We start from the raw sequence: 19240 nt of genomic DNA, 5'->3' as shown, positions 1-19240 counted from the left end.
CCTGGGTCGTCTCCGCGGTACGGGTGACGGCCGCAGGGCCCGCCGTCACGCCTCGAAGTCGCTGTCACCGGGCGTCTCCCGCCCGCTCGGCGGGGTGGGCACCCGCGGCGCGTTCCGCCGACTGCCGAGCGCGTCGAGGACCGCGACGAGGGCCAGCACCCCGGCCACCGCACACAGGCCGACCATCGGCGGCCACCGCGTCAACACCGGCGTGGCCAGCAGGAGGATCACGAATCCGACCAGCCGTGATCGGGAGATCTGGCCGAACACCTCGTACTCCAACCGCAACCGCGCGACGAGGAAGAGCGCCGGCCCACCCACCACGAACAGCAGCCACATCGGCCGTGGCGTGCCGAACGGGTCGTCGATCACCAGTTCGTAGCTGACCGACGTGAGGAGCACGCTGAGCACGATGAGCAGGTGCGTACGCTCCGAGGCCGTACCCAGGCGAGCGGGCTGGCCCGCCTCACCCAGCGCCTCGGGCAGCAGCAGACCGGCGCGGTGGAAGTAGATCCGCCAGATCAGCGCGCTCGTGACGAAGGCGACCGTGAAGGCGGCCGCCCGCCCCCCGGAGTAGTCCCGGCCACTGAACACCACGCCGATCACCAGGATCGTCTCGCCGAGCGCGATGAGGAACATCTGCTGGTAGCGGTCCGCGAGGTGCGTACCCGCGATCCGCCAGTGCGCCACCGCCGCGGCCCCCAGCCGCGGCAGCGGCCACCCCAGAATCCAGGCGAGGTAGTCGACGCCGACGGCGACGGCCCACAGCGGCAGGCGCAGTCGCTCCGGGCCGAGCGCGCCGACCAGCCAGATGGGTGCACTCAGCGCAGCCCACGCGGAGAGCCGGAACGCGACCAGCCGCCTCGGATGGCCCCGCAGCGCGGCGGCGATCACCAGCGGCCGGACCACCATCACCAGCAGGTACGCGACCACGAACGGGAGCGCCCGCTCCTGGGTCGCCCGGGGCAGCGTGACCGCCATGACCAGGCCGGCGAACATGGTGCCGACCACGACGGCCTGGATGACCGCGCTCTCCGGCTCGTAGCGACTGGTGATCCAGGTGGTGTGCGACCAGACCAGCCAGAGCGCCAGGAACAGCAGCAGGCTACCGCCGAGCCCGTTGACGAACGCCCACCCCGTGTTGCCGTCCAGCTCGACGAAGCGCTGCGAGACCCGCGTGAGTGCGACCACGAAGGCCAGGTCGAAGAAGAGTTCCAGGAAGGTGGCGCGGCCCGCGCTGTCCGGCGGACGCAGGAGGTCCGCACCGCGTCTCGACGACATCGTCCCCCTCCGTCCGCCCCCGTCGCACCAACGATCGGCCCGCCCAGGGGATGTGCCGCCGGGTACGCGACAGGGTGGTTGAGGTTGAATCACACCTGATTCGACAATTTCTCCCCTTACGTTCGATGCGCAGGACGCGGCCGAACCGGGGAGAGACGTGGACAGCTATCCGGCGATCGAAGATCACGGACTCATCGGCGACCTGCAGACCGCCGCGCTGGTGACCTGTGACGGGACGGTCGACTGGTTCTGCGCGCCGCGCTTCGACTCGCCGAGCATCTTCGCCTCGCTGCTGGACAAGGACAGGGGCGGCTACTTCCGGATCGCGCCGGACGACGTGCGCTACGTGACCAAGCAGCTCTACCTCCCCGGCACGCCCATCCTGATCACCCGGTTCATCAGCGCCGACGGGGTCGCCGAGGTCATGGACTTCATGCCGGTCACGGGCGAGCGGGCCACCGACGCGCACCGGCTGGTCCGCATCGTCACCATGGTGCGCGGCAGCATGCGCTTCCGGGTGGAGTGCCGGCCCCGCTTCGACTACGCGCGGGAGGAGCACCAACTGGAGCGCCACCCCAACGGCTACCTCTTCCGCAGCCGGTGCGCGACGCTGACGTTCAACCCCGTCGACCCCATCCGGCGGCTGATCCACGAACACGGCGACGTCCGCATCGAGGACGGCGACCTCGTCGCGTACGGCACCCTGAACGAGGGCGACGTCGGCGGCGTGGTCCTGGAGACGGGCGACACCGAACCGCGGATCTTCCCGCCGGAGGAGATCCAGGGCATGTTCGAGTGGACGCGTGACTACTGGCGACGCTGGCTGGAACGCTCCAGCTACACCGGTCGCTGGCGGGAGATGGTCGAGCGCTCCGCCATCACGCTGAAACTCATGACGTACGCGCCGACCGGCGCGATGATCGCCGCGCCCACCGCCGCGCTGCCCGAGCTGGTCGGCGGCACCCGCAACTGGGACTACCGCTACACCTGGGTACGCGACACGTCGTTCTCGGTGCACGCGCTGCTCGGCCTCGGCTTCACCGAGGAGGTCAGCCGCTACATGGACTGGTTGGACGAGCGCATCCGCACGGCCAGCCACCACCAGGACCCACTGAGGATCATGTACCGGGTGGACGGCTCCTCCGACCTGCACGAGGAGGTGCTCGACCACCTGGAGGGCTACCGCGGCTCCCGGCCCGTGCGCATCGGCAACGGCGCCGCCGACCAGCTCCAGCTCGACATCCACGGCGAGGCGCTCTACGCCATGCACCTCGCCGACGAACAGGGCATCCGTGTCTCGCACCAGGTGTGGAAGAGCACCGTCCGGCTCGTCGACTGGCTCTGCCACAACTGGGACCAGCGCGACGCCGGCATCTGGGAGAGCCGGCACCACCCCCGCAACTACACGTTCGGGCGGGTGATGTCCTGGGTGGCGCTGGACCGGGCCATCCGCCTGGCCAACCGCACCGGCCGCCCCGGCGACCTGACCTGCTGGACCGAACAGCGCAACCGCATCTACAACCAGGTCATGGACCGCGGGTACCACCAGGAACGCGGCAGTTTCGTGCAGGCGTACGACGAGAACGTGCTCGACGCCGCCCTGCTGGCCATGCCGGCGGTCGGTTTCGTCACCCCGAGCGATCCGCTGTGGCTGTCCACCCTCAACGCGATCGAACGCGAACTCGTCTCCGACAGCCTCGTCCACCGGTACGACCCGGTCCACTCCCCCGACGGCCTGCCGGGCCACGAGGGCACCTTCAACATGTGCACCTTCTGGTACGTCGAGGCGCTGGCCCGTGCCGGCCGTCTCGACGACGCCCGACTCACGTTCGAGAAGATGTTCACCTTCAGCAACCACCTCGGTCTCTACGCCGAGGAGATCGCCGCGACCGGTGAGCAGATCGGCAACTACCCGCAGGCCTTCAGCCACCTGTCGCTGATCAACACGGCGCTGACCCTCAACAGCCTGCTCGACGCCGAGGCCGACGCCCGACGCCGCCGCTAGGTGCGAGGGGCTTGATCTGGTGGTCCTGTCGTAGCGGGCCCCTACGATGCGCCGATGACGCGATTCGTGCAGCAGCCCGACTACGAGGGTGCGGAGTTCATCGACCTGTCGATGGCCAGCGCAACCTTCCGCGAGGTGGATCTCAGCGGCGCCCGGATGCGTGGCGTGCTGCTGTTGGACGCCGACATCGACGGGGCGATCGACGGCCTGCGCGTCAACGGCGTGGAGGTCATGCCATTGATCGAGGCCGAGCTGGATCGCCTGCACCCCGAACGGCTTCGACTCCAGCCGACCACACCCGGGACGATGCGTGATGCGGTGGATGTCATCGAGGAGCTGTGGCAAGCGACGCTGCGACGCGCAAGCGTGCTGCCAGAGGAGGCCGTCCACAGATCAGTGAACGACGAATGGTCGCTCGCCCAGACCCTGCGCCACACGATCTTCGTCGTGGACGCCTGGTATGGCCACGCGACGGCCCTTCGCCCGAAACCGTTCCATCCGATCGGCGTACCCGCATCGTTCACCACCAACGGCGCCGAGTTCGGCATCGACGAGTCGGCCGCGCCCACCCTCGGCGAAATCCTCGCCGTGCGCGCCGAGCGGATCGCCGATCTGCGCGCATATCTGGCGCAGGTCACGCAGGAGGAGCTGGACCGCGTGCGGGGGCCGAACACCGCGGTCGGCTGCCCGCCGCCCGCCGAACGTACGGCGGTCAAGTGCCTGCAGGTCATCTTCGGCGACCAGTGGGCGCACGTGCAGTTCGCCGACCGCGACCTGGCCATCCTGGAACAGGAGTATGCGTGATGCTCCGGGATGTAGGTGTCAGCTCCTAGAGGACGTCGAACTCGTTCCCCTCCGGGTCGGCCATCGTCACGTGATCGGGCGTACCGTCCGGTACGTCCGGCCCGAGCACGGAGCCGCCCGCAGCGACCAGCTTGTCGACCATCGCCTGGACGCGCGGCCACCGCACATCCAGCGGTTCGTGCCGGCCGCCGCCGACCTGGATGTCGACGTGCATGCGGTTCTTCACCACCTTCGGCTCCGGCACCTTCAGGAACGAGATGGCGGGCCGGGTGCCGGCCGGGTCCTCGATGAAGGCGCCGTCGTCCCACTCGTCCTCGGGAATGCCGAAGTGGGCGTGCCACGCCTCCCAGGTGGCGAACCCCTGCGGCGGGGAGGCCGGGACGTACCCCAGCGCGAGACACCAGAACGCGGCCAGTTCGCGGGGGCGGGCGCAATCGACGGTCAGCGACCACTGCTCGGACATCGCCTCACCATAGGGGGTCGACGTCGACCGTCCCACCCCCTGCTGCTTTACTATGGCACTAGTAAAGCAGTAAGGGGCTGCCCGTGTTCGTCTTCCGGCTCGACACCCACTCCGGCGTGCCGCCGTACCTGCAACTCGTCCAGCAGGTTCGCCAGGCGGTGCTGCTGGGCTTCCTGCAACCCGGCGACCGCCTCCCGCTCATCCGCGAGGTGGTCGAGGACCTGGCGATCAATCCGAACACCGTCGCCAAGGCGTACCGGCAGATGGAGCAGGAGGACCTGGTCACCGGGCGGCCCGGCCAGGGCACCTTCGTCACCGCACAGCAGTCGGCCGTGATGTCGGCATCGACGTACACGTCGCTGCGACGCGGCCTGGCGACCTGGCTGCGCCGCGCCTACGAGGCCGGCCTCGACGAACGGGCGGTCGACGCGCTCTTCACGTCCGTCCACCAGCAGACCAGGAACGAGGACGTGGCGTGACAGCGACCGAGTTCGCGCTGCGCACCGACGGTGCGAGCAAGCGGTACCGGAAGGGCTGGGCGTTGCGCGACTGCACCCTGAACCTGCCGGCGGGCGGCGTGATCGCCCTGGTCGGGCCGAACGGCGCGGGCAAGACCACGCTGCTGCGCCTGGCCGTCGGGTTGCTGGCGCCGACCAGCGGCACGGTGGAGGTCCTCGGCCAGGACGTCACCGCCAGCACCCCGCAGACCCTGTCCCGGATCGGGTTCCTGGCCCAGGACCACCCGCTGTACAAGCGCTTCACCGTCGCCGAGATGCTCCGCTTCGGCCGGGCCTGCAACCTGCGGTTCGACCAGGGGCTGGCCGAGCGCCGGCTGACGAAGCTGGGCATCCCGCTCGACCGCCGGGCCGGCACGCTCTCCGGCGGGCAGCAGGCCCAGGCCGCGTTGGCGCTGGCCCTGGCGAAGCGGCCGGACCTGCTCGTTCTCGACGAGCCGGTGGCCAGCCTCGACCCGCTGGCCCGGCACGAGTTCCTCCAGGTCCTCATGGGCGCGGTGGCCGACGGCGGAGTGACCGTCCTGTTCTCCTCCCACGTCGTGCACGAGCTGGAGCGCGTCTGCGACCACCTGGTCGTGCTCAACCGCGGCCGGGTCACGCTCACCGGCGACATCGACACCCTGCTCACCGAACACCGGCTGCTCGTCGGCCCCCGCACGGCCGCCGACCTCGACCGGGCCGGCACCGTCGTGGAGGCCGTCCACAGCGACCGGCACACGACCCTGCTGGTACGCGACGGCGGGCTGCCGACCGCGCCCGGCTGGCAGGCCCAGCCTGTCGCGCTGGAGGACCTGGTGCTGGCGTACCTGCGCCGGTCGTCCGAACCGAGCGTCCCGGTGGAGTCGGAGGTGGCGGCATGACGTGGTTGATCTGGCGTCAGCACCGGACCGAGGTCTGCGTCCTGGGTCTGCTCGTCGGCCTGTTCGGCATCGTCCTGCTCGTGCTCGGGGCGCAGGCCCACGACCTCTTCCCCGGCGGTTCCGCCCGGTGCGCGGGAGAGGCCGGCCTCAACGGCGACTGCGCGGCCTCCTTCCGCCGGCTCGACGAGGAGTACGGGTACGTCGAGAACCTCCTGGCGGCCTTCTATCTGGTCCCCGTCGTCATCGGCGCGTTCCTCGGCGCGCCACTGCTCGCGCGCGAACTGGAGGACGGCACCTGGCAGCTCGCCTGGACCCAGGCGGTGCCGCGGATGCGCTGGCTGGCGGCCAAACTCGTGGCGCTGGCCGGCGTCACCGTCACGCTCACCGGGATGTTCACCGCGGTGCTCACCTGGTTCCGTCAGCCGTTCGACGCGTGGGAGGGACGGTTCCAGTACGACGCCTTCGACCTGGAGGGACTCGTCCCGGTGGCGTACGCGCTGTTCGCGTTCGGCGTCGCCACCGCCGCCGGGGCGATCCTGCGGCGCAGCCTGCCCGCGTTCGGCGTCGCGTTGGGGGCGTTCCTCGCCGCCCGGATGTCGGTGGCGCTGCTGGCCCGTCCCGCGTACGCCACCCCGCTCACCACCATGGAACCGGTGCCCGCCGGCGGTTCGAAGGTGGGGCGACGGACCGTGCCCGGCCTTGCCGACTGGGTGGTCGAACGCGGCTACGCGGACGCCACCGGGCGCAGGCTCAGCTCGACCGAGTACTACGAGCTGGAGGACGCCGCCGACCGGGCCGGCACCAACCTCAACCAGTTCCTGCACACGCGGGGCGTCCAGCAGTTCGGGGTCTACCACCCGGCCGACCGGTTCTGGACGTTCCAGCTCATCGAGGCCGCCCTTTTCGTCGCGGTCGCGGCGGTCCTGATCGGCGTGGTGGTGTGGCGGGTACGCCGTCGCCTGATCTAGTGCCCGCCACACTCTGACGCCGTACGGCGATCAGCTCTGTTGGTAGTTGACCGCGGCGAACCCGCAGGGCTGGTGCAGGTGCAGGTAGTAGGCGCCCTCGCCGTATTCGTCCAGGTCCGCGCCGCCGAGCAGACCCACGTAGTCCATCGGTTGACCGCACCCGGGGCAGTCGGCGTGCTCGGCGTCCTGGATCCAGTCGGGCCGTCCGCCCAGCGTGGAGCCGCCCTGATCCCAGGCGCTCGCCTCGTAGGGCGTCGACCGTGCCGGGCCGAGGACCGGCGTCAGCGCCGGCGGGTCCTCCGGTTGCGCGTCACCGAGGTAGCTGGGACGGGTGTTGCCGCTCCACCAGGTGCTGTCACCAGCCGGCGTGACCTGGCTGAACAGGGTCGCGTAGCAGGCGCAGAAATGGCAGGTCTCGATCACCAGCCGGCCGGACCAGCCGGTGTGCGCGATCGCGGCCCGGACAGCGGGGTCCGCCGTGTCGAGGTCCGCAGCGATCCACAGTGGCGACGCGCACCACGGACAGGTGGGACCGCCCGCACGCTGCGGTGTCTCGCGCAGAACCCACTGGTACCCGGTGGTGCCGCACAGGTCCCGGCGGCTGCCGTCCGCCTCGGCCGTCCAGCCGCCCTCCAGCGTGTAGCTGAGGACACTGACGTGCAGCTCGTCCGCACCGGCCGGTGGTTGTGTCGACCAGCGACGCATGGCGCTCTCGGCGAGCGGATGGGCGGTGTGCGCCAGGATGATGAGCAGATGGTTGAGCCGGTCCGGCGCACTCCCGCCGTCGATCCGGTCGATGATCCGGCTGATGACGTCGGCGTCCGCCGCCCGGTACACCCTCGCCGGCCACAGCACGTCGGCGTCGAGCAGGACGCCCAGGTACGGGGTCAGGCTTTCCGGGTCGGTGTCGGCGATCTCGCACAGCTGCTCGATCGCGTCGTCGTCCTCGGCGGCAGCGTTCCTGACCAATTCTTCGATCACGGGGGCATGCTAGTCAGCGCCCGCCGGACCGGGAGACGGCACGGTGTTGATCGGATCATCACCACCTGTTGAATAGATGCTGACACATTTTGACGAGGCTTGACGGCATGGCCATCACCCATCGACGTCTCGTCACCGCCGCCCTCGTGGCCGCGCTCACCCTGCTCGCCGCGTGGACACCGGCACGCGGCGCGGAGCCGGCTCCGACACCCACCGCCGCCGCCCCCAACATCATCTTCGTGCTCGTCGACGATCTCGCGTGGAACCTCGTGCCGTACCTGCCGCAGGTGCGGCAACTACAGGACGAGGGAGTCACCTTCACCAACTACACGGTGACGGACTCGCTGTGCTGCCCGTCCCGCTCGTCGATCCTGACCGGCCAGTTCCCGCACGACACCGGTGTGTTCACCAACGGTGGCGCCGACGGCGGGTTCGCGGTGTTCAAGGGCCGGGGCAACGAGAACCGGACCTTCGCGACCGTGCTCCAGGGCAGGGGCTACCGGACCGGGTTCATGGGCAAGTACCTCAACGGCTACCTGCCGGCGGACACGCAAGGGGGGTCGCTGCCGTACGTGCCGCCAGGCTGGTCCGAGTGGTACGTGGCCGGCAACGGATACCCCGAGTACAACTACGACCTCAACGAGAACCACACAGTCGTCCACTACGGCAGTCAACCCGCCGACTACCTGACCAACGTGCTTTCCCGCAAGGGCAGGGACTTCATCCAACGGGCGGCGGCGGCCGACACGCCGTTCCTGCTGGAGGTCTCCACCTTCGCCCCGCACAGCCCGTTCACCCCGGCCAACCAGGACCTCGACGACTTCCCCGGGCTCACCGCTCCGCGCACCGCGGCGTACGACCGGCTGCCCACCAACCCGCCGTCCTGGCTGGCCGGCAACGGGCCGTTGACCGCGCAGGAGAAGAGCAACCTGGACACGAACTTCCGCAAGCGAGCCCAGTCCGTCCAAGCCGTCGACCGGCTGATCGGGAACCTGCGCGCCCAGCTCACCAGCAACGGCATCGCCGACAACACGTACGTCGTGTTCAGCTCGGACAACGGCTTCCACATGGGTGAGTACCGGTTGACCGGCGGCAAGCAGACCGCCTTCGACACCGATGTGCGGGTCCCGCTCGTGGTCGCCGGGCCGGGTGTCGTCCCCGGTTCGCAGCGTGCCGAGATCGTGCAGAACATCGACCTGGCGCCGACCTTCCAACGCATCGGCGGCGCCGACGTCGGTACGCACGTCGACGGTCGCAGTCTGCTGCCCCTCGCCCAGGGTGAATCGGCGCCGAACTGGCGTACCGGGGCGCTGATCGAGCATCACGGCCCCAACCAGGCGGCCGACGACCCCGACGCACAGGACCGGCGCAATGGAAGCCCGATCACCTACGATGCGCTGCGGACGGCGACCTACACCTACGTCGAGTACGCCAACGGCGAGCGGGAGTACTACAACCGGACCACCGACCCCCACCAGCTCACCAACATCGCCGCCAGCCTCACGGCCACCCGACGGGCCGCGCTGCACGACGCGCTCGCCGCGTACGTCGCCTGCCACAGCCACTCGGCGTGCTGGACGGCCGGGCACGTGCCGGCCTGACGGGTCCTGGCCTGCGGCGGCGTGCTGCCGCAGGCCAGGACCAGCCGCATCGGTCTCAGACGAGGTCGAAGGACTCCCACGGGCCGATCGCCTCGCGGTTCGCGATCAACGCCCCGGCGCCGGCGTCCTCGGCGCAGACGTACCTGCCGTTCGCGGCGCTGCGGAAGCTGACGCTGCCGTCCGCGTTCGTCACCTTCGTGAAGGTCTCCCAGCCGCCGATCGTGTCGCGGTCGGCCACCAGTGCGGCCGCCCCGGCCTGCTCCGCGCAGACGTACCTGCCGGTCCTGCTGGATCGAAGGGCCACCAGACCGCCTCCGGCGTCGACGATGGCGAACGTCTCCGATGCCGACGTCAGCGAGGCGACCAACGGTGAGCCTCCGACGAAGCGGCCGTTGGCCCGGGACCGGACTCCCACGGCGGCGGGCGTCGTCGGAGTGGATCCGAGCACCGGTGCGGTCGGTCGAGTGAGGGTCAGCGCGATCGCGCCCTTGAGCATCCGGCCACCGTCACCGCTGAGCCGCAGGTAGTAGTCCGCCGAACACTTCGTGCCGTCCTCGTCCAACGCCAGGAACTTCGAGCCGACCGGGACGAACGCGGCGGTCTCGGCCGTCTTGGCGATCTGGTTGCCCTCGTTGTACTCGTCGAACATGGAGATGTAGATCGCCGGAGCGCCGGCCCGGATCACGTTGTAGAACTGCCGCCACATGAAGTCGCCGTGCGCACGCTGGCGCTCCTGCAGATCACCGGGCAGCACGCACGGTTGGTAGTCGATGCCGTGCGCCACGCAGTCCTGCACGTCGGGAAGCGTGACGTTCGTGTAGAACCAGTCCGACCCGGCCACGTCGCCGATCCGGCCCACCATCCACGGCGAGATCATGTCGTACGCGTGGTACACGTCGGAGAAGCCGGCCCGCGAGTCGCCGTTGCTGTCGCCGTTGCGCCAGTGCGTCGGCGTACCACCCATGACGTAGACGCCCTGCGCCTTGAACCAGTTGATGACGTCCAGGCAGACCGGGGCGCTCCACGGGTGGTTGCTGTCGTTGAAGCCGAACCCCCAGATGCCCACGACGGGCTTGCCGTTCTGCTTCGCGTACGCCGGGGACACCGTGTACGCCTTCATCTTGTTCGTCCAGTCGTCCTTGATCTGCTGCTGCATGTCCGTCCAGCCGCTGACGTCGTACATGATGTAAAACTTGCGGCCGAACTCCTCGGCCGCGTTGCGGACCTTGATCGTGACGGCGTCGCGGATCGGGCCCTCGCCGCCGACCGGGTTGAAGCGCTGCAGGGCGGCGGTGTCCAGCCCGTTCTCCCGCATCCAGCGGAAGTGGGTGTCCACGGTCTGCTGGTCGTAGGACGAGAACAGCGATGCGGGCTGCCCGTTGCCCAGGTTCTGGTATCCGGTCTTGTACACCCGGTCGTAGTCGCGCACGTCCGGCCACGACTTGAGGGCCTCGTTGACGGGCGAGGGCGTCTTCTGCCAGTCCTGGCCGTAGTGCCACCAGCCCGACAACGGGCTGCCGTCGCCGGCCCCGGTGAACCACCCCTGGTAGCCGACGGTGATCTTTCCGACCACGTCGCCGGGCGGGCTGACCGCAGCGGCGGCGGGACCGGCCGCGAGGGCGTCGAGCGAGACGCCGGTGACGGCGGCCGCGGTGCCGGCCATCGCGGAGCCGAGCAGGGTACGGCGGGACAGCCTCATGACAGTGGCCACTTTCCTCAGGGGACGTTTCGCCCGGATCGTGGAGCTGAGGGCGATCCGGACGGGATGAGGTTAGTGAGCCGGTTTGCCGCGCATCAAGCCGAGCGGAAGAACTTCAAAGAACCTTAAGAGTACGAGGATTCCTGGCGCGGATCGTCGAGGCCGGCCGCTGCGCGGGTCGGCAACCGGATGTGAGCCGGGTCATCCCGTCGGCCCCGAACTTTGTTCTCTGCCACGCGCATCCTGCCTGGTGAAGGGCCCACCCGGCCCGACGGTACGGACCTGGGTCATCCCACTTCTGGTGAATGAGATTTCTGGTGAATGTGTGCTCTGGAACAGCGCGGGAGGCAGCCGCCTCGGTCGCCGAGGTGGCCACCGCGGCGGGTCATCGGCTACGGATACGTCCGGCCACGGCCGAGGATCTGGACCTCGTCAACCACTTCCACCTGCGGGACTGCTCGGCCGCAAGCCGGGCGGCCCGCTACCACGCCGGCCGGGACCGGATCCGGGCGAGTGAGTGGCGGCACCTGACCCAACCTGACAACGGCTACACCCTGCTGGTCTCGACAGATGACCAGGACCGCCTGGTGGGCCTCGCTCATCTCCTCTGGCAGGAGTCCGCGCCGCCGGAGGTCGCGATTCTGATCGCCGACGACTGGCAGGAGGTCGGCGTCGGCACGGCGGTCGCCCGGTGGCTGGCCGGACTGGCCGCCGCGCACGGGCACCGCGTCCAGCAGGCCTACATTCCGCCGGGCAACGTACGCGCCCTGCGGCTGGCACGTCACTTCGGCGCGATCGTCGATCGCCTCGGCTGAGCGACGGAAGGCGGCTGCGCGACGGTCGACCGCATCCGCAGAAGCTTTGAGGATCTTCAACGCATCCCCTACGTCCCAGGGCCTGAAATCCTACTTGACACATAGGGATTGTGGGTTAGCGTCGTATCCATGACCAGCCAACACACCCTGCTTCAGGGCACCGCCATCGCGGTGTCGCGGGGATGCTGCCGTGGCTGGACCGCCGCCTGCGGCTGCTGCCGCTGAGCCCGCGCTCCTCCCCGTTTTCCCCTCGCGCCGCCGGCTCGACGATGACCGGCAGCCGATTCCTCGTACCGATCGACGGCTGCTCGCCGCCCTACGTCCACGCGCGCTCGTGGCGGGCGCGCAGCCGTCTGCGTCGACCCAGGAGGACAGCCATGACCGTCATCGCCGAACCCGTCACCCCGGTCGACACGACCGTGTTCCGTGCTCTTCTGCGCCGGCACGCCGCAGCGGTCGCGGTGGTCACCGCCGCGGGCGAGCCACCGGTCGGATTCACCGTCACCTCACTCACGTCGGTGTCACTACGGCCGTCGTTGGTGTCGTTCTGCCTGGCCCGTTCGTCGTCGAGTTGGCCGACTATCGCCGACGCGGAGCACGTCGCGGTGCACCTGCTCGACGCGGACCAGGAGGACGTCGCGCGAACCTTCGCGACGAGCGGCATCGACCGGTTCGCCGCACATCCCGCGTGGCGGTACGGGCCACACCAGGTACCGCTGCTGGACGAGCCGGTCGCGTGGCTCCTGTGTCGCGTGACCCAACGGGTGCCCGCGGGCGATCACGCCATCGTGCTCGCCGAACCGCTGATCGCCAGCCACCGCGACGGTGCGCCTCTGCTCTACCACATGGGGCGCTACGCCGCCCTGCAACCTGCGACGAAGGAGTTGTAAGTGACCTCACCATCCCTCCTGGACCGTCGGGCGTTCCTGTCCGCGACCCTCGGCGCGGTCACACTGGGTCTGACCGCCTGCGCCGGGAACGACACACCCGTTGCGGCGTTGGCCGCTGGCGCTCCGCTGCCGCAGTCCGTACCGAAGGGCACCAAGCTCGTCGTCGGCGACAAGGAGCACCAGAAGGCGATCGAGTACTCCGGCGAGGCCGACAAGCTCAGCTTCGAGGTGGAGTGGGCGAACATCAGCGGCGGCCCGCAGACCCTGGAAGCGTTCCGCGCGAAGGCCCTGGACATCGGCTCGGTGGCGGACATCCCCCCGATCCACTCGCACTGGACGGGTATCCCCACGAAGATCGTGGCCTCGAAATTCCGCCAGGACCCGCTCAACCACGCCATCTACCGCCTCGGCATCGCACCCGGCGTCACGGTCGCCACCCTCACCGACCTCGCCGGGAAGAAGATCGCGTACAGCCCGGGCCAGGCGCAGGGAGCGCTGGTCCTGCGGGTACTCCACAAGGCCGGCCTCACCAAGAAGGACGTCAAGCTGGTCGAGCTGCCGAGCACCGGCGATGTCTACAACACCGCGCTCGCCAGCCGCCAGGTCGAGGTCGCGCCGATCGGCGGCGTGCAGATCAAGCGGTACGAGACCAAGTACACCCGGGACGGCGCGACGACGATCGCCCACGGACTACGCGACGACCCCGGTCACCTGTACGCGCCCGTCACCGTGCTCGGTGATCCGGCCAAGGCGGCGGCGATCCGCGAGTACGTGCAGGCGTGGGCACGGGCCTGGCGGTGGCGTGAGGCCAACCCGGACGAGTGGATCGAGCGCTACTACGTCAAGGACCAGGGCCTGACCGCCGACGACGGCAGGTGGCTCGTTCAGAACGGAGGAGTGGCCGACATCCCCGCGAGCTGGACCGAGGCCATCGCCCGGCACCAGGAGACGATCGACCTGCTGGCGAAGGAGACCGGCAACAAGCCCCTCAAGGCCGAGGACCTGTACGACCGACGGTACGAGTCGGTCGGCGCGCAGGCACTGACGGCCGGAGGTGCCCAGTGACCGCCTCGACCCTCGCCCGACCCCGGTCGGACGCCGCCGTTCCCGCCCGCCGGCCGCGACGCCGGCTCACGCCGCGCCGCCCCATCCCGTTCGGGGCGGCGCTCGGTCCGACCCTGCTGCTGGCGGTGTGGGCAGCCGGCTCGGCCGCCGGCTGGATCGACCCCCGCACCCTGTCGGCGCCCTGGACCGTGGTGACCACGGCCGGTGACCTGATCGCCGACGGCCGGTTGCAGGACAACCTGGCCATCTCGGCCCAACGGGCGGGCCTGGGCCTCGCCATCGGCACCGCCGTCGGCACGGTGCTGGCCGTGCTCGCCGGTCTGAGCCGGTGGGGCGAGGCCATCCTCGACGGACCGATCCAGATCAAGCGGGCCATCCCGGCCCTCGCGCTGCTTCCGCTGCTGGTCCTCTGGTTCGGCATCGGCGAGCAGATGAAGGTCATCACCATCACGCTGGGCGTGTTCGTTCCCGTCTACATCCATACCCACAACGGGCTGCGCACCATCGACAGCCGGTACGTCGAACTGGGCGAGTCGCTACGGCTGCGGCGTACCGCCTTCATCCGCCGGATCGTGCTGCCCGGCGCGCTGCCCGGCTTCCTGCTCGGCATGCGGTTCGCGGTGGTCGGGGCGTGGCTGTCCCTGGTGGTCGTCGAGCAGATCAACTCCACCAGCGGCATCGGCTACATGATGGAGCTGGCCCGCGAGTACGGCCAGACCGACGTGATCATCGTCGGACTCGTGCTGTACGGACTGCTCGGGCTGCTGTCCGACGGCGCCGTCCGGCTCGCGCAGAGGAGGGCGCTGTCGTGGCGACGCACGCTGGCGGACTGACCGCGTCCCGCGCCGTGCGCGTGCACGGCCTGGCGCGAGGCTTCGGCGACCGGGTGGTCCTCGACGGTTTCGACCTGGAGATCGGCACGGGCGAGTTCGTCGCGCTGCTGGGGCGCAGCGGCTCGGGCAAGAGCACCCTGCTGCGGGCGCTCGCCGGCCTGGACGGCGACGCCACCGGCTCGGGCCTGGTCGACGTACCGCAGAACTCCTCGGTCGTCTTCCAGGACGCCCGGCTCCTGCCCTGGCAGCGCGTGCTGGACAACGTCGTCCTCGGCCTGCGAGGGCCGGACGCCACCGGGCGCGGCCGTGCGGCGCTCGCCGAGGTCGGCCTCGCCGGCAGGGAGCGGGCCTGGCCCAACGAGCTGTCCGGCGGCGAGCAGCAGCGCGTGGCGCTGGCCCGGGCGCTGGTGTCCGAACCGGACCTGCTGCTCGCCGACGAGCCGTTCGGCGCGCTCGACGCGCTGACCCGACTGCGCATGCACGGCCTCCTGCGCGTACTGCACGCCCGGCACCGACCCACGGTGCTGCTCGTCACCCACGACGTCGACGAGGCCATCACCCTGGCCGACCGCGTACTGCTGCTGGACAGCGGCCGGATCGCCGTCGACCTCGCCATCGACCTGCCCGCCCCGAGGTCGTACCGACAGCCGCAGTTCCTCGCGTACCGCGAGACCCTGCTGCGGGCGCTCGGCGTCGACCCGACCGAAGGATGACCATGCTGCATCTCAACGCGTTCCTCATGGGCGTCGGCCACCACGAGGCCGCCTGGCGCCTGCCCGACAGCGACCCGTTCGCGCAGACCGACGTCGAACACTTCACGCGCCTGGCCCGCATCGCCGAACGCGGCAAGCTCGACTCCCTGTTCCTCGCCGACAGCCCGGTGCTGTGGAACAGCATCGGTCGACGGCCGGGCGGCACGCTGGAGCCGACCGTGCTGCTCACCGCCCTGGCCGGAGCGACCAGCCGGATCGGGCTCATCGCGACGGCGTCGACGACGTACAACGAGCCGTTCAACCTGGCCCGCCGCTTCGCGTCGCTGGACCACATCAGCGGCGGCCGAGCCGGCTGGAACATCGTCACCACCGCCGGCGAGAAGGCCGCCCGGAACTTCAACCTGGACGACCTGCCGGCGCACCGGGACCGGTACGAGCGGGCGGCCGAGTTCATCGAGGTGTCCCAGAAGCTCTGGGACAGCTGGGACGACGCCGCGCCCCTCGGCGACAAGGACGCCGGGCGGTGGGGCGACGACGAGCTGCTCTATCCGCCGGAGCACTCCGGGCGGTACTTCAAGGTGGCCGGCCCACTCAACGTCCCCCGCTCTCCCCAGGGCTATCCGCTGCTGGTGCAGGCCGGGTCGTCCGAGGACGGCAAGGCCCTCGCCGCCCGTTACGCGGAGGCCGTCTTCACCGCCCAGCAAACGCTCGCCGAGGCGCAGGCGTTCTACCGCGACCTCAAGCAGCGTGCCGCGCAGGTCGGCCGCGACCCGGACACGATCAAGATCCTGCCGGGCATCGTGCCGGCCATCGGCGCCACCGAGGCCGAGGCCCGCGCGCTGGAGGAGGAGTTGGACCGGTTGATCAAACCGGAGTACGCCCGGCAGCAGCTCGCCACGACGTTGCGGGTCGCCCCGGAAGACCTCGACCTGGACCGGGAACTGCCCGCCGACCTGCCGAGCGAGGACGAGATCGAGGGCGCCAAGAGCCGGTACACGCTGATCGTCACCCTGGCCCGGCGCGAACGCCTGACCGTCCGCCAACTCATCGGCAGGCTCGGCGGCGGGCGTGGGCACCGCACCTTCGCCGGCACACCCGAGCAGGTCGCCGACGCCATCGAGGAGTGGTACCGCAGCGGCGCGGCCGACGGCTTCAACATCATGCCTCCGGTACTGCCCTCCGGGCTGGAGACGTTCGTCGACCACGTCGTGCCGATCCTGCAACGCCGCAAGCTGTTCCGCACCGAGTACACCGGGACCACCCTGCGCGAGCACTACGGGCTGCCCCGACCGGCCAACCAGTTCACGCGGCAGCTCACCGCCCTGTCCCGCTGACCCACCGCCAAGGAGAAGTCATGGTCGACCAACGGCCCTTCGGGCACACCGGCGTACGCATCAGCTCTCTGACCCTGGGCGCGATGAACTTCGGGCAACGGGGCAACCCGGACCACGAGGACGGCATCCGGATCATCCACCGGGCCCTCGACGAGGGCATCACCGCCATCGACACCGCGGACGTCTACTCCCACGGCGAGTCGGAGGAGATCGTCGGCAAGGCCCTCGCCGGCGGCCGGCGCGACGACGTCTTCCTGGCCACCAAGTTCCACGGCCAGGTCGGCGACAACCCGCAGCACCGGGGCAACTCCCGCCGCTGGATCGTCCGGTCGGTGGAGAACAGCCTGCGCCGGCTGGGCACCGACTGGATCGACCTGTACCAGGCACACCGCCCGGAGCCGGACACCGACTTCGACGAGACCCTAGGCGCGCTCACCGACCTGGTGCGCCAGGGCAAGATCCGCTACATCGGCACGTCCACGTTCGAGCCGTCGGCGATCGTCGAGGGGCAGTGGATCGCGGAGCGGCGCGGCCGGGAGCGCGTGGTCAGCGAGCAGCCGCCGTACTCGATCCTGGCCCGTGGCATCGAACGTGAGGTACTACCGGTGGCCCAGCGGTACGGGCTGGCGGTCATCCCGTGGAGCCCCCTTGCCGGCGGGTGGCTGTCCGGCCGCTACCACTCCGGGCTGACAGCGCCGATCTCCGGACGCGCCGAGCGGCTCCCGGCCCGCTTCGACCCGACCCTGCCCGCCAACGCCGCCAAGCTGACCGCCGTCGACGAGCTGGCCACGCTCGCCGACGAGGCCGGCCTCTCCCTCATCCACCTCGCGATCGCCTTCGTCCTGGAACACCCGGCGGTCACGTCGGCGATCATCGGGCCGCGCACCCTGGCGCACCTGGAGTCACAGATCGGCGCCGCCAAGGTGACGCTGTCCCAGGACGTGCTGGACCGCATCGACACCATCGTCCCGCCCGGCACCACGCTCAACCCCGCCGACGCCGGCTACCAGCCACCGTCGCTGACCGATCCGGCCAACCGCCGACGCGGCGGGACGACGCCACGCGCCGCCGGACCGGCCCGATGAGCAGCCTTCCCCTCCCGCCCTACCCATCCCACGCGAGGAGCCACCGGATCATGACCCTGTCGAGCCGCCGCGGCTGGCGCCGCGGTGTGGCGATGATCGCCGCCGCCGTCCTGGTCGGCGGCCTGCCCGCCGTGCCGGCCGCAGCCACCACGACCACCGACACCGCTCTCGAGTGGTACGACGCCACCGCCGCCGCCGTCGCGACCAGCACACTGCCGCAGGTCGCCAACAGCCGCGCATGGGCGATCAGCTGGCTCGCCGCCGCCCGCGCCACCCGTACCGCGCCCACCGGAAACTCCCGCCACTACCGGGACGCCGCGCTCGCGTCCGCCGTCCACACCGCGCTGAGCACCCTGATACCCGACGGCGCTGCCGCGCTCGACATGGCACTGCGGACCACACTGGACCGGATCCCGGACGGACGGGCCAAGGACCGGGGCGCGGCCACCGGCCGCGCCGAAGCACGCCGGCTGCTGACCCAGCGGACGAATGACGGGCTCGACCCCGCCTCGGTCAACCCGGCGTATCCGAACCCCGAACCGAGCCCGGGTAGCTGGCAGCCCACCCCACCGAGCTTCTCCCCCGCTCAGCAGGCCGGAACCCGCTTCGCCCGGCCGTTCCTGCTCGACCGCGCGGACCGCTACCGGCCCGGTCCACCGCCCGCGCTGAACTCGGCGCGCTACCGGGCGGACCTCGCGGAGGTCCGGGCGTACGGGGCGGTCGACAGCGCCGTACGCACACCGCAGCAAACCGACACGGCGACCTTCTGGCTCGGCTCGTCGCTGACCCTCTACACCGGGATTCTGCGCGCCGCGCTCGCGCAGTCCACCGGGCCGATCGCCGGGCGGGCGAGCCTCGTGGCCATCTTTCACGTCGCGCTCGTCGACACCCAGATCGCGACCTCCGACGCCAAGTACGCCTACCTCAGCTGGCGACCGGTCACCGCCATCCGCGCCGACACAGGGGGTGATCCGGCCTGGACGCCGCTGCACACCACACCGGCACACCCGGACTACCCGAGCGGGCACAACACCTACTCCGGCGCCGCCGAGCAGGTGCTCACCGCCCTGCTGGGGCCGCAGGCCCGGGAGCCGTACACCATCACCAGCCCGAGCCAGCCCGGCACCACCCGCACGTACCGCGACTGGCGGCGACCCACCGGCGAGAACGTCGACGCCCGGGTGTGGTCGGGCATCCACACCCGTACCGCGGACGAGGTCGGCGTCCGCCTCGGCCACGACGTGGCCGCACACACGCTGCGCAACGCACCACGGCTGTTCCGCTGACCGGATCCACCGGGGCGGAGCGGCAACCGCCGCTCCGCCCCC

At 70.5% G+C, this 19240-nt stretch carries 18 protein-coding genes; 14 read left to right on the top strand and 4 right to left on the bottom strand.

All coding sequences use genetic code 11. From position 1 onward, the window contains the following. Positions 1-45: 45 nt before the first annotated feature. Positions 46-1281, bottom strand: coding sequence for a low temperature requirement protein A (locus ACQPZK_RS12235; protein ID WP_433538396.1), 1236 nt, complete (start codon positions 1279-1281; stop codon positions 46-48). A 157-nt stretch (positions 1282-1438) separates the two neighbouring features. Here ACQPZK_RS12235 and ACQPZK_RS12230 point away from each other — a divergent pair, with 157 nt between their 5' ends. Together ACQPZK_RS12230 and ACQPZK_RS12225 are read left to right on the top strand one after the other, a co-directional pair. Beyond that, on the top strand, positions 1439-3286 hold the full coding sequence (locus ACQPZK_RS12230) for a glycoside hydrolase family 15 protein (RefSeq protein WP_433538395.1): 1848 nt from the start codon (positions 1439-1441) through the stop codon (positions 3284-3286). 54 nt (positions 3287-3340) lie between these two features. Next, positions 3341-4090, top strand: coding sequence for a DinB family protein (locus ACQPZK_RS12225; protein WP_433538394.1), 750 nt, complete (start codon positions 3341-3343; stop codon positions 4088-4090). 25 nt (positions 4091-4115) lie between these two features. On the opposite strand, the gene ACQPZK_RS12220 is transcribed toward ACQPZK_RS12225, so the two are convergent. Next, positions 4116-4553, bottom strand: a complete 438-nt coding sequence (locus tag ACQPZK_RS12220; protein WP_433538393.1) for a VOC family protein — start codon at positions 4551-4553, stop codon at positions 4116-4118. 83 nt (positions 4554-4636) lie between these two features. Here ACQPZK_RS12220 and ACQPZK_RS12215 point away from each other — a divergent pair, with 83 nt between their 5' ends. Genes ACQPZK_RS12215 through ACQPZK_RS12205 form a run of 3 tightly spaced genes read left to right on the top strand, consistent with a single transcriptional unit; the run spans position 4637 to position 6896 of the window. Next, positions 4637-5032: a GntR family transcriptional regulator gene (locus tag ACQPZK_RS12215; RefSeq protein WP_433538392.1), complete on the top strand. Its 396-nt coding sequence runs from the start codon at positions 4637-4639 to the stop codon at positions 5030-5032. Beyond that, entirely contained in the window at positions 5029-5928 is a 900-nt protein-coding gene (locus tag ACQPZK_RS12210; RefSeq protein WP_433538391.1) for an ABC transporter ATP-binding protein, read from the top strand. The genes ACQPZK_RS12215 and ACQPZK_RS12210 overlap by 4 nt, the downstream gene beginning before the upstream one ends. Next, positions 5925-6896 carry an ABC transporter permease subunit gene (locus tag ACQPZK_RS12205; RefSeq protein ID WP_433538390.1) on the top strand — a complete coding sequence of 324 codons (972 nt, stop codon included), beginning with the start codon at positions 5925-5927 and terminating at the stop codon, positions 6894-6896. The genes ACQPZK_RS12210 and ACQPZK_RS12205 overlap by 4 nt, the downstream gene beginning before the upstream one ends. 30 nt (positions 6897-6926) lie before the next feature. Here ACQPZK_RS12205 and ACQPZK_RS12200 read toward each other — a convergent pair whose 3' ends face one another. Continuing rightward, positions 6927-7877 (bottom strand): hypothetical protein, encoded by a 951-nt coding sequence (locus tag ACQPZK_RS12200; protein ID WP_433538389.1) that lies wholly within the window; start codon positions 7875-7877, stop codon positions 6927-6929. A 107-nt stretch (positions 7878-7984) separates the two neighbouring features. On the opposite strand from ACQPZK_RS12200, the gene ACQPZK_RS12195 reads away from it, so the two are divergent. Then, positions 7985-9478: a sulfatase family protein gene (locus ACQPZK_RS12195; RefSeq protein ID WP_433538388.1), complete on the top strand. Its 1494-nt coding sequence runs from the start codon at positions 7985-7987 to the stop codon at positions 9476-9478. Between the two features lie 55 nt (positions 9479-9533). Here ACQPZK_RS12195 and ACQPZK_RS12190 read toward each other — a convergent pair whose 3' ends face one another. Continuing rightward, positions 9534-11177, bottom strand: coding sequence for a lectin (locus ACQPZK_RS12190; protein ID WP_433538387.1), 1644 nt, complete (start codon positions 11175-11177; stop codon positions 9534-9536). A 305-nt stretch (positions 11178-11482) separates the two neighbouring features. Between ACQPZK_RS12190 and ACQPZK_RS12185 the strand changes: the two genes are divergently transcribed. From ACQPZK_RS12185 to ACQPZK_RS12150, 8 genes are all read left to right on the top strand, one after another. Continuing rightward, positions 11483-11992 carry an N-acetyltransferase family protein gene (locus ACQPZK_RS12185; RefSeq protein ID WP_433538386.1) on the top strand — a complete coding sequence of 170 codons (510 nt, stop codon included), beginning with the start codon at positions 11483-11485 and terminating at the stop codon, positions 11990-11992. Between the two features lie 377 nt (positions 11993-12369). After that, entirely contained in the window at positions 12370-12882 is a 513-nt protein-coding gene (locus ACQPZK_RS12180) for a flavin reductase family protein (RefSeq protein WP_433538385.1), read from the top strand. Beyond that, complete coding sequence (locus tag ACQPZK_RS12175) at positions 12883-13947, top strand: ABC transporter substrate-binding protein (RefSeq protein ID WP_433538384.1); 1065 nt, start codon at positions 12883-12885, stop codon at positions 13945-13947. Next, positions 13944-14780 (top strand): ABC transporter permease, encoded by an 837-nt coding sequence (locus tag ACQPZK_RS12170; protein WP_433538383.1) that lies wholly within the window; start codon positions 13944-13946, stop codon positions 14778-14780. Before ACQPZK_RS12175 ends, ACQPZK_RS12170 begins: the two co-directional genes overlap by 4 nt. Next, positions 14756-15493 carry an ABC transporter ATP-binding protein gene (locus ACQPZK_RS12165; protein ID WP_433538382.1) on the top strand — a complete coding sequence of 246 codons (738 nt, stop codon included), beginning with the start codon at positions 14756-14758 and terminating at the stop codon, positions 15491-15493. Before ACQPZK_RS12170 ends, ACQPZK_RS12165 begins: the two co-directional genes overlap by 25 nt. 2 nt (positions 15494-15495) lie before the next feature. Beyond that, complete coding sequence (locus ACQPZK_RS12160) at positions 15496-16827, top strand: LLM class flavin-dependent oxidoreductase (RefSeq protein ID WP_433538381.1); 1332 nt, start codon at positions 15496-15498, stop codon at positions 16825-16827. A 20-nt stretch (positions 16828-16847) separates the two neighbouring features. Further along, the gene (locus ACQPZK_RS12155; RefSeq protein WP_433538380.1) at positions 16848-17912 is read left to right on the top strand and encodes an aldo/keto reductase; all 1065 of its coding nucleotides are present in this window, start codon (positions 16848-16850) and stop codon (positions 17910-17912) included. A 50-nt stretch (positions 17913-17962) separates the two neighbouring features. After that, on the top strand, positions 17963-19198 hold the full coding sequence (locus tag ACQPZK_RS12150) for a vanadium-dependent haloperoxidase (RefSeq protein ID WP_433538379.1): 1236 nt from the start codon (positions 17963-17965) through the stop codon (positions 19196-19198). The last annotated feature ends 42 nt before the right edge of the window (positions 19199-19240 follow it).

The sequence above is a fragment of the Micromonospora sp. CA-249363 genome, from assembly GCF_050950185.1.
In the GTDB taxonomy this organism is placed as follows: Bacteria; Actinomycetota; Actinomycetes; order Mycobacteriales; family Micromonosporaceae; genus Micromonospora.
Note: the sequence above shows the minus strand (reverse complement) of the source record. Positions and strands in the feature narration are given on the sequence as shown.

Coding starts and splice junctions, on each gene's coding strand:
- ACQPZK_RS12220 (WP_433538393.1), bottom strand. CDS start 4,553: ATGTCCGAGCAGTGGTCGCTGACCGTCGATTGCGCCCGCCCCCGCGAA.
- ACQPZK_RS12185 (WP_433538386.1), top strand. CDS start 11,483: ATGAGATTTCTGGTGAATGTGTGCTCTGGAACAGCGCGGGAGGCAGCC.
- ACQPZK_RS12160 (WP_433538381.1), top strand. CDS start 15,496: ATGCTGCATCTCAACGCGTTCCTCATGGGCGTCGGCCACCACGAGGCC.
- ACQPZK_RS12195 (WP_433538388.1), top strand. CDS start 7,985: ATGGCCATCACCCATCGACGTCTCGTCACCGCCGCCCTCGTGGCCGCG.
- ACQPZK_RS12180 (WP_433538385.1), top strand. CDS start 12,370: ATGACCGTCATCGCCGAACCCGTCACCCCGGTCGACACGACCGTGTTC.
- ACQPZK_RS12150 (WP_433538379.1), top strand. CDS start 17,963: ATGACCCTGTCGAGCCGCCGCGGCTGGCGCCGCGGTGTGGCGATGATC.
- ACQPZK_RS12155 (WP_433538380.1), top strand. CDS start 16,848: ATGGTCGACCAACGGCCCTTCGGGCACACCGGCGTACGCATCAGCTCT.
- ACQPZK_RS12225 (WP_433538394.1), top strand. CDS start 3,341: ATGACGCGATTCGTGCAGCAGCCCGACTACGAGGGTGCGGAGTTCATC.
- ACQPZK_RS12190 (WP_433538387.1), bottom strand. CDS start 11,177: ATGAGGCTGTCCCGCCGTACCCTGCTCGGCTCCGCGATGGCCGGCACC.
- ACQPZK_RS12205 (WP_433538390.1), top strand. CDS start 5,925: ATGACGTGGTTGATCTGGCGTCAGCACCGGACCGAGGTCTGCGTCCTG.
- ACQPZK_RS12235 (WP_433538396.1), bottom strand. CDS start 1,281: ATGTCGTCGAGACGCGGTGCGGACCTCCTGCGTCCGCCGGACAGCGCG.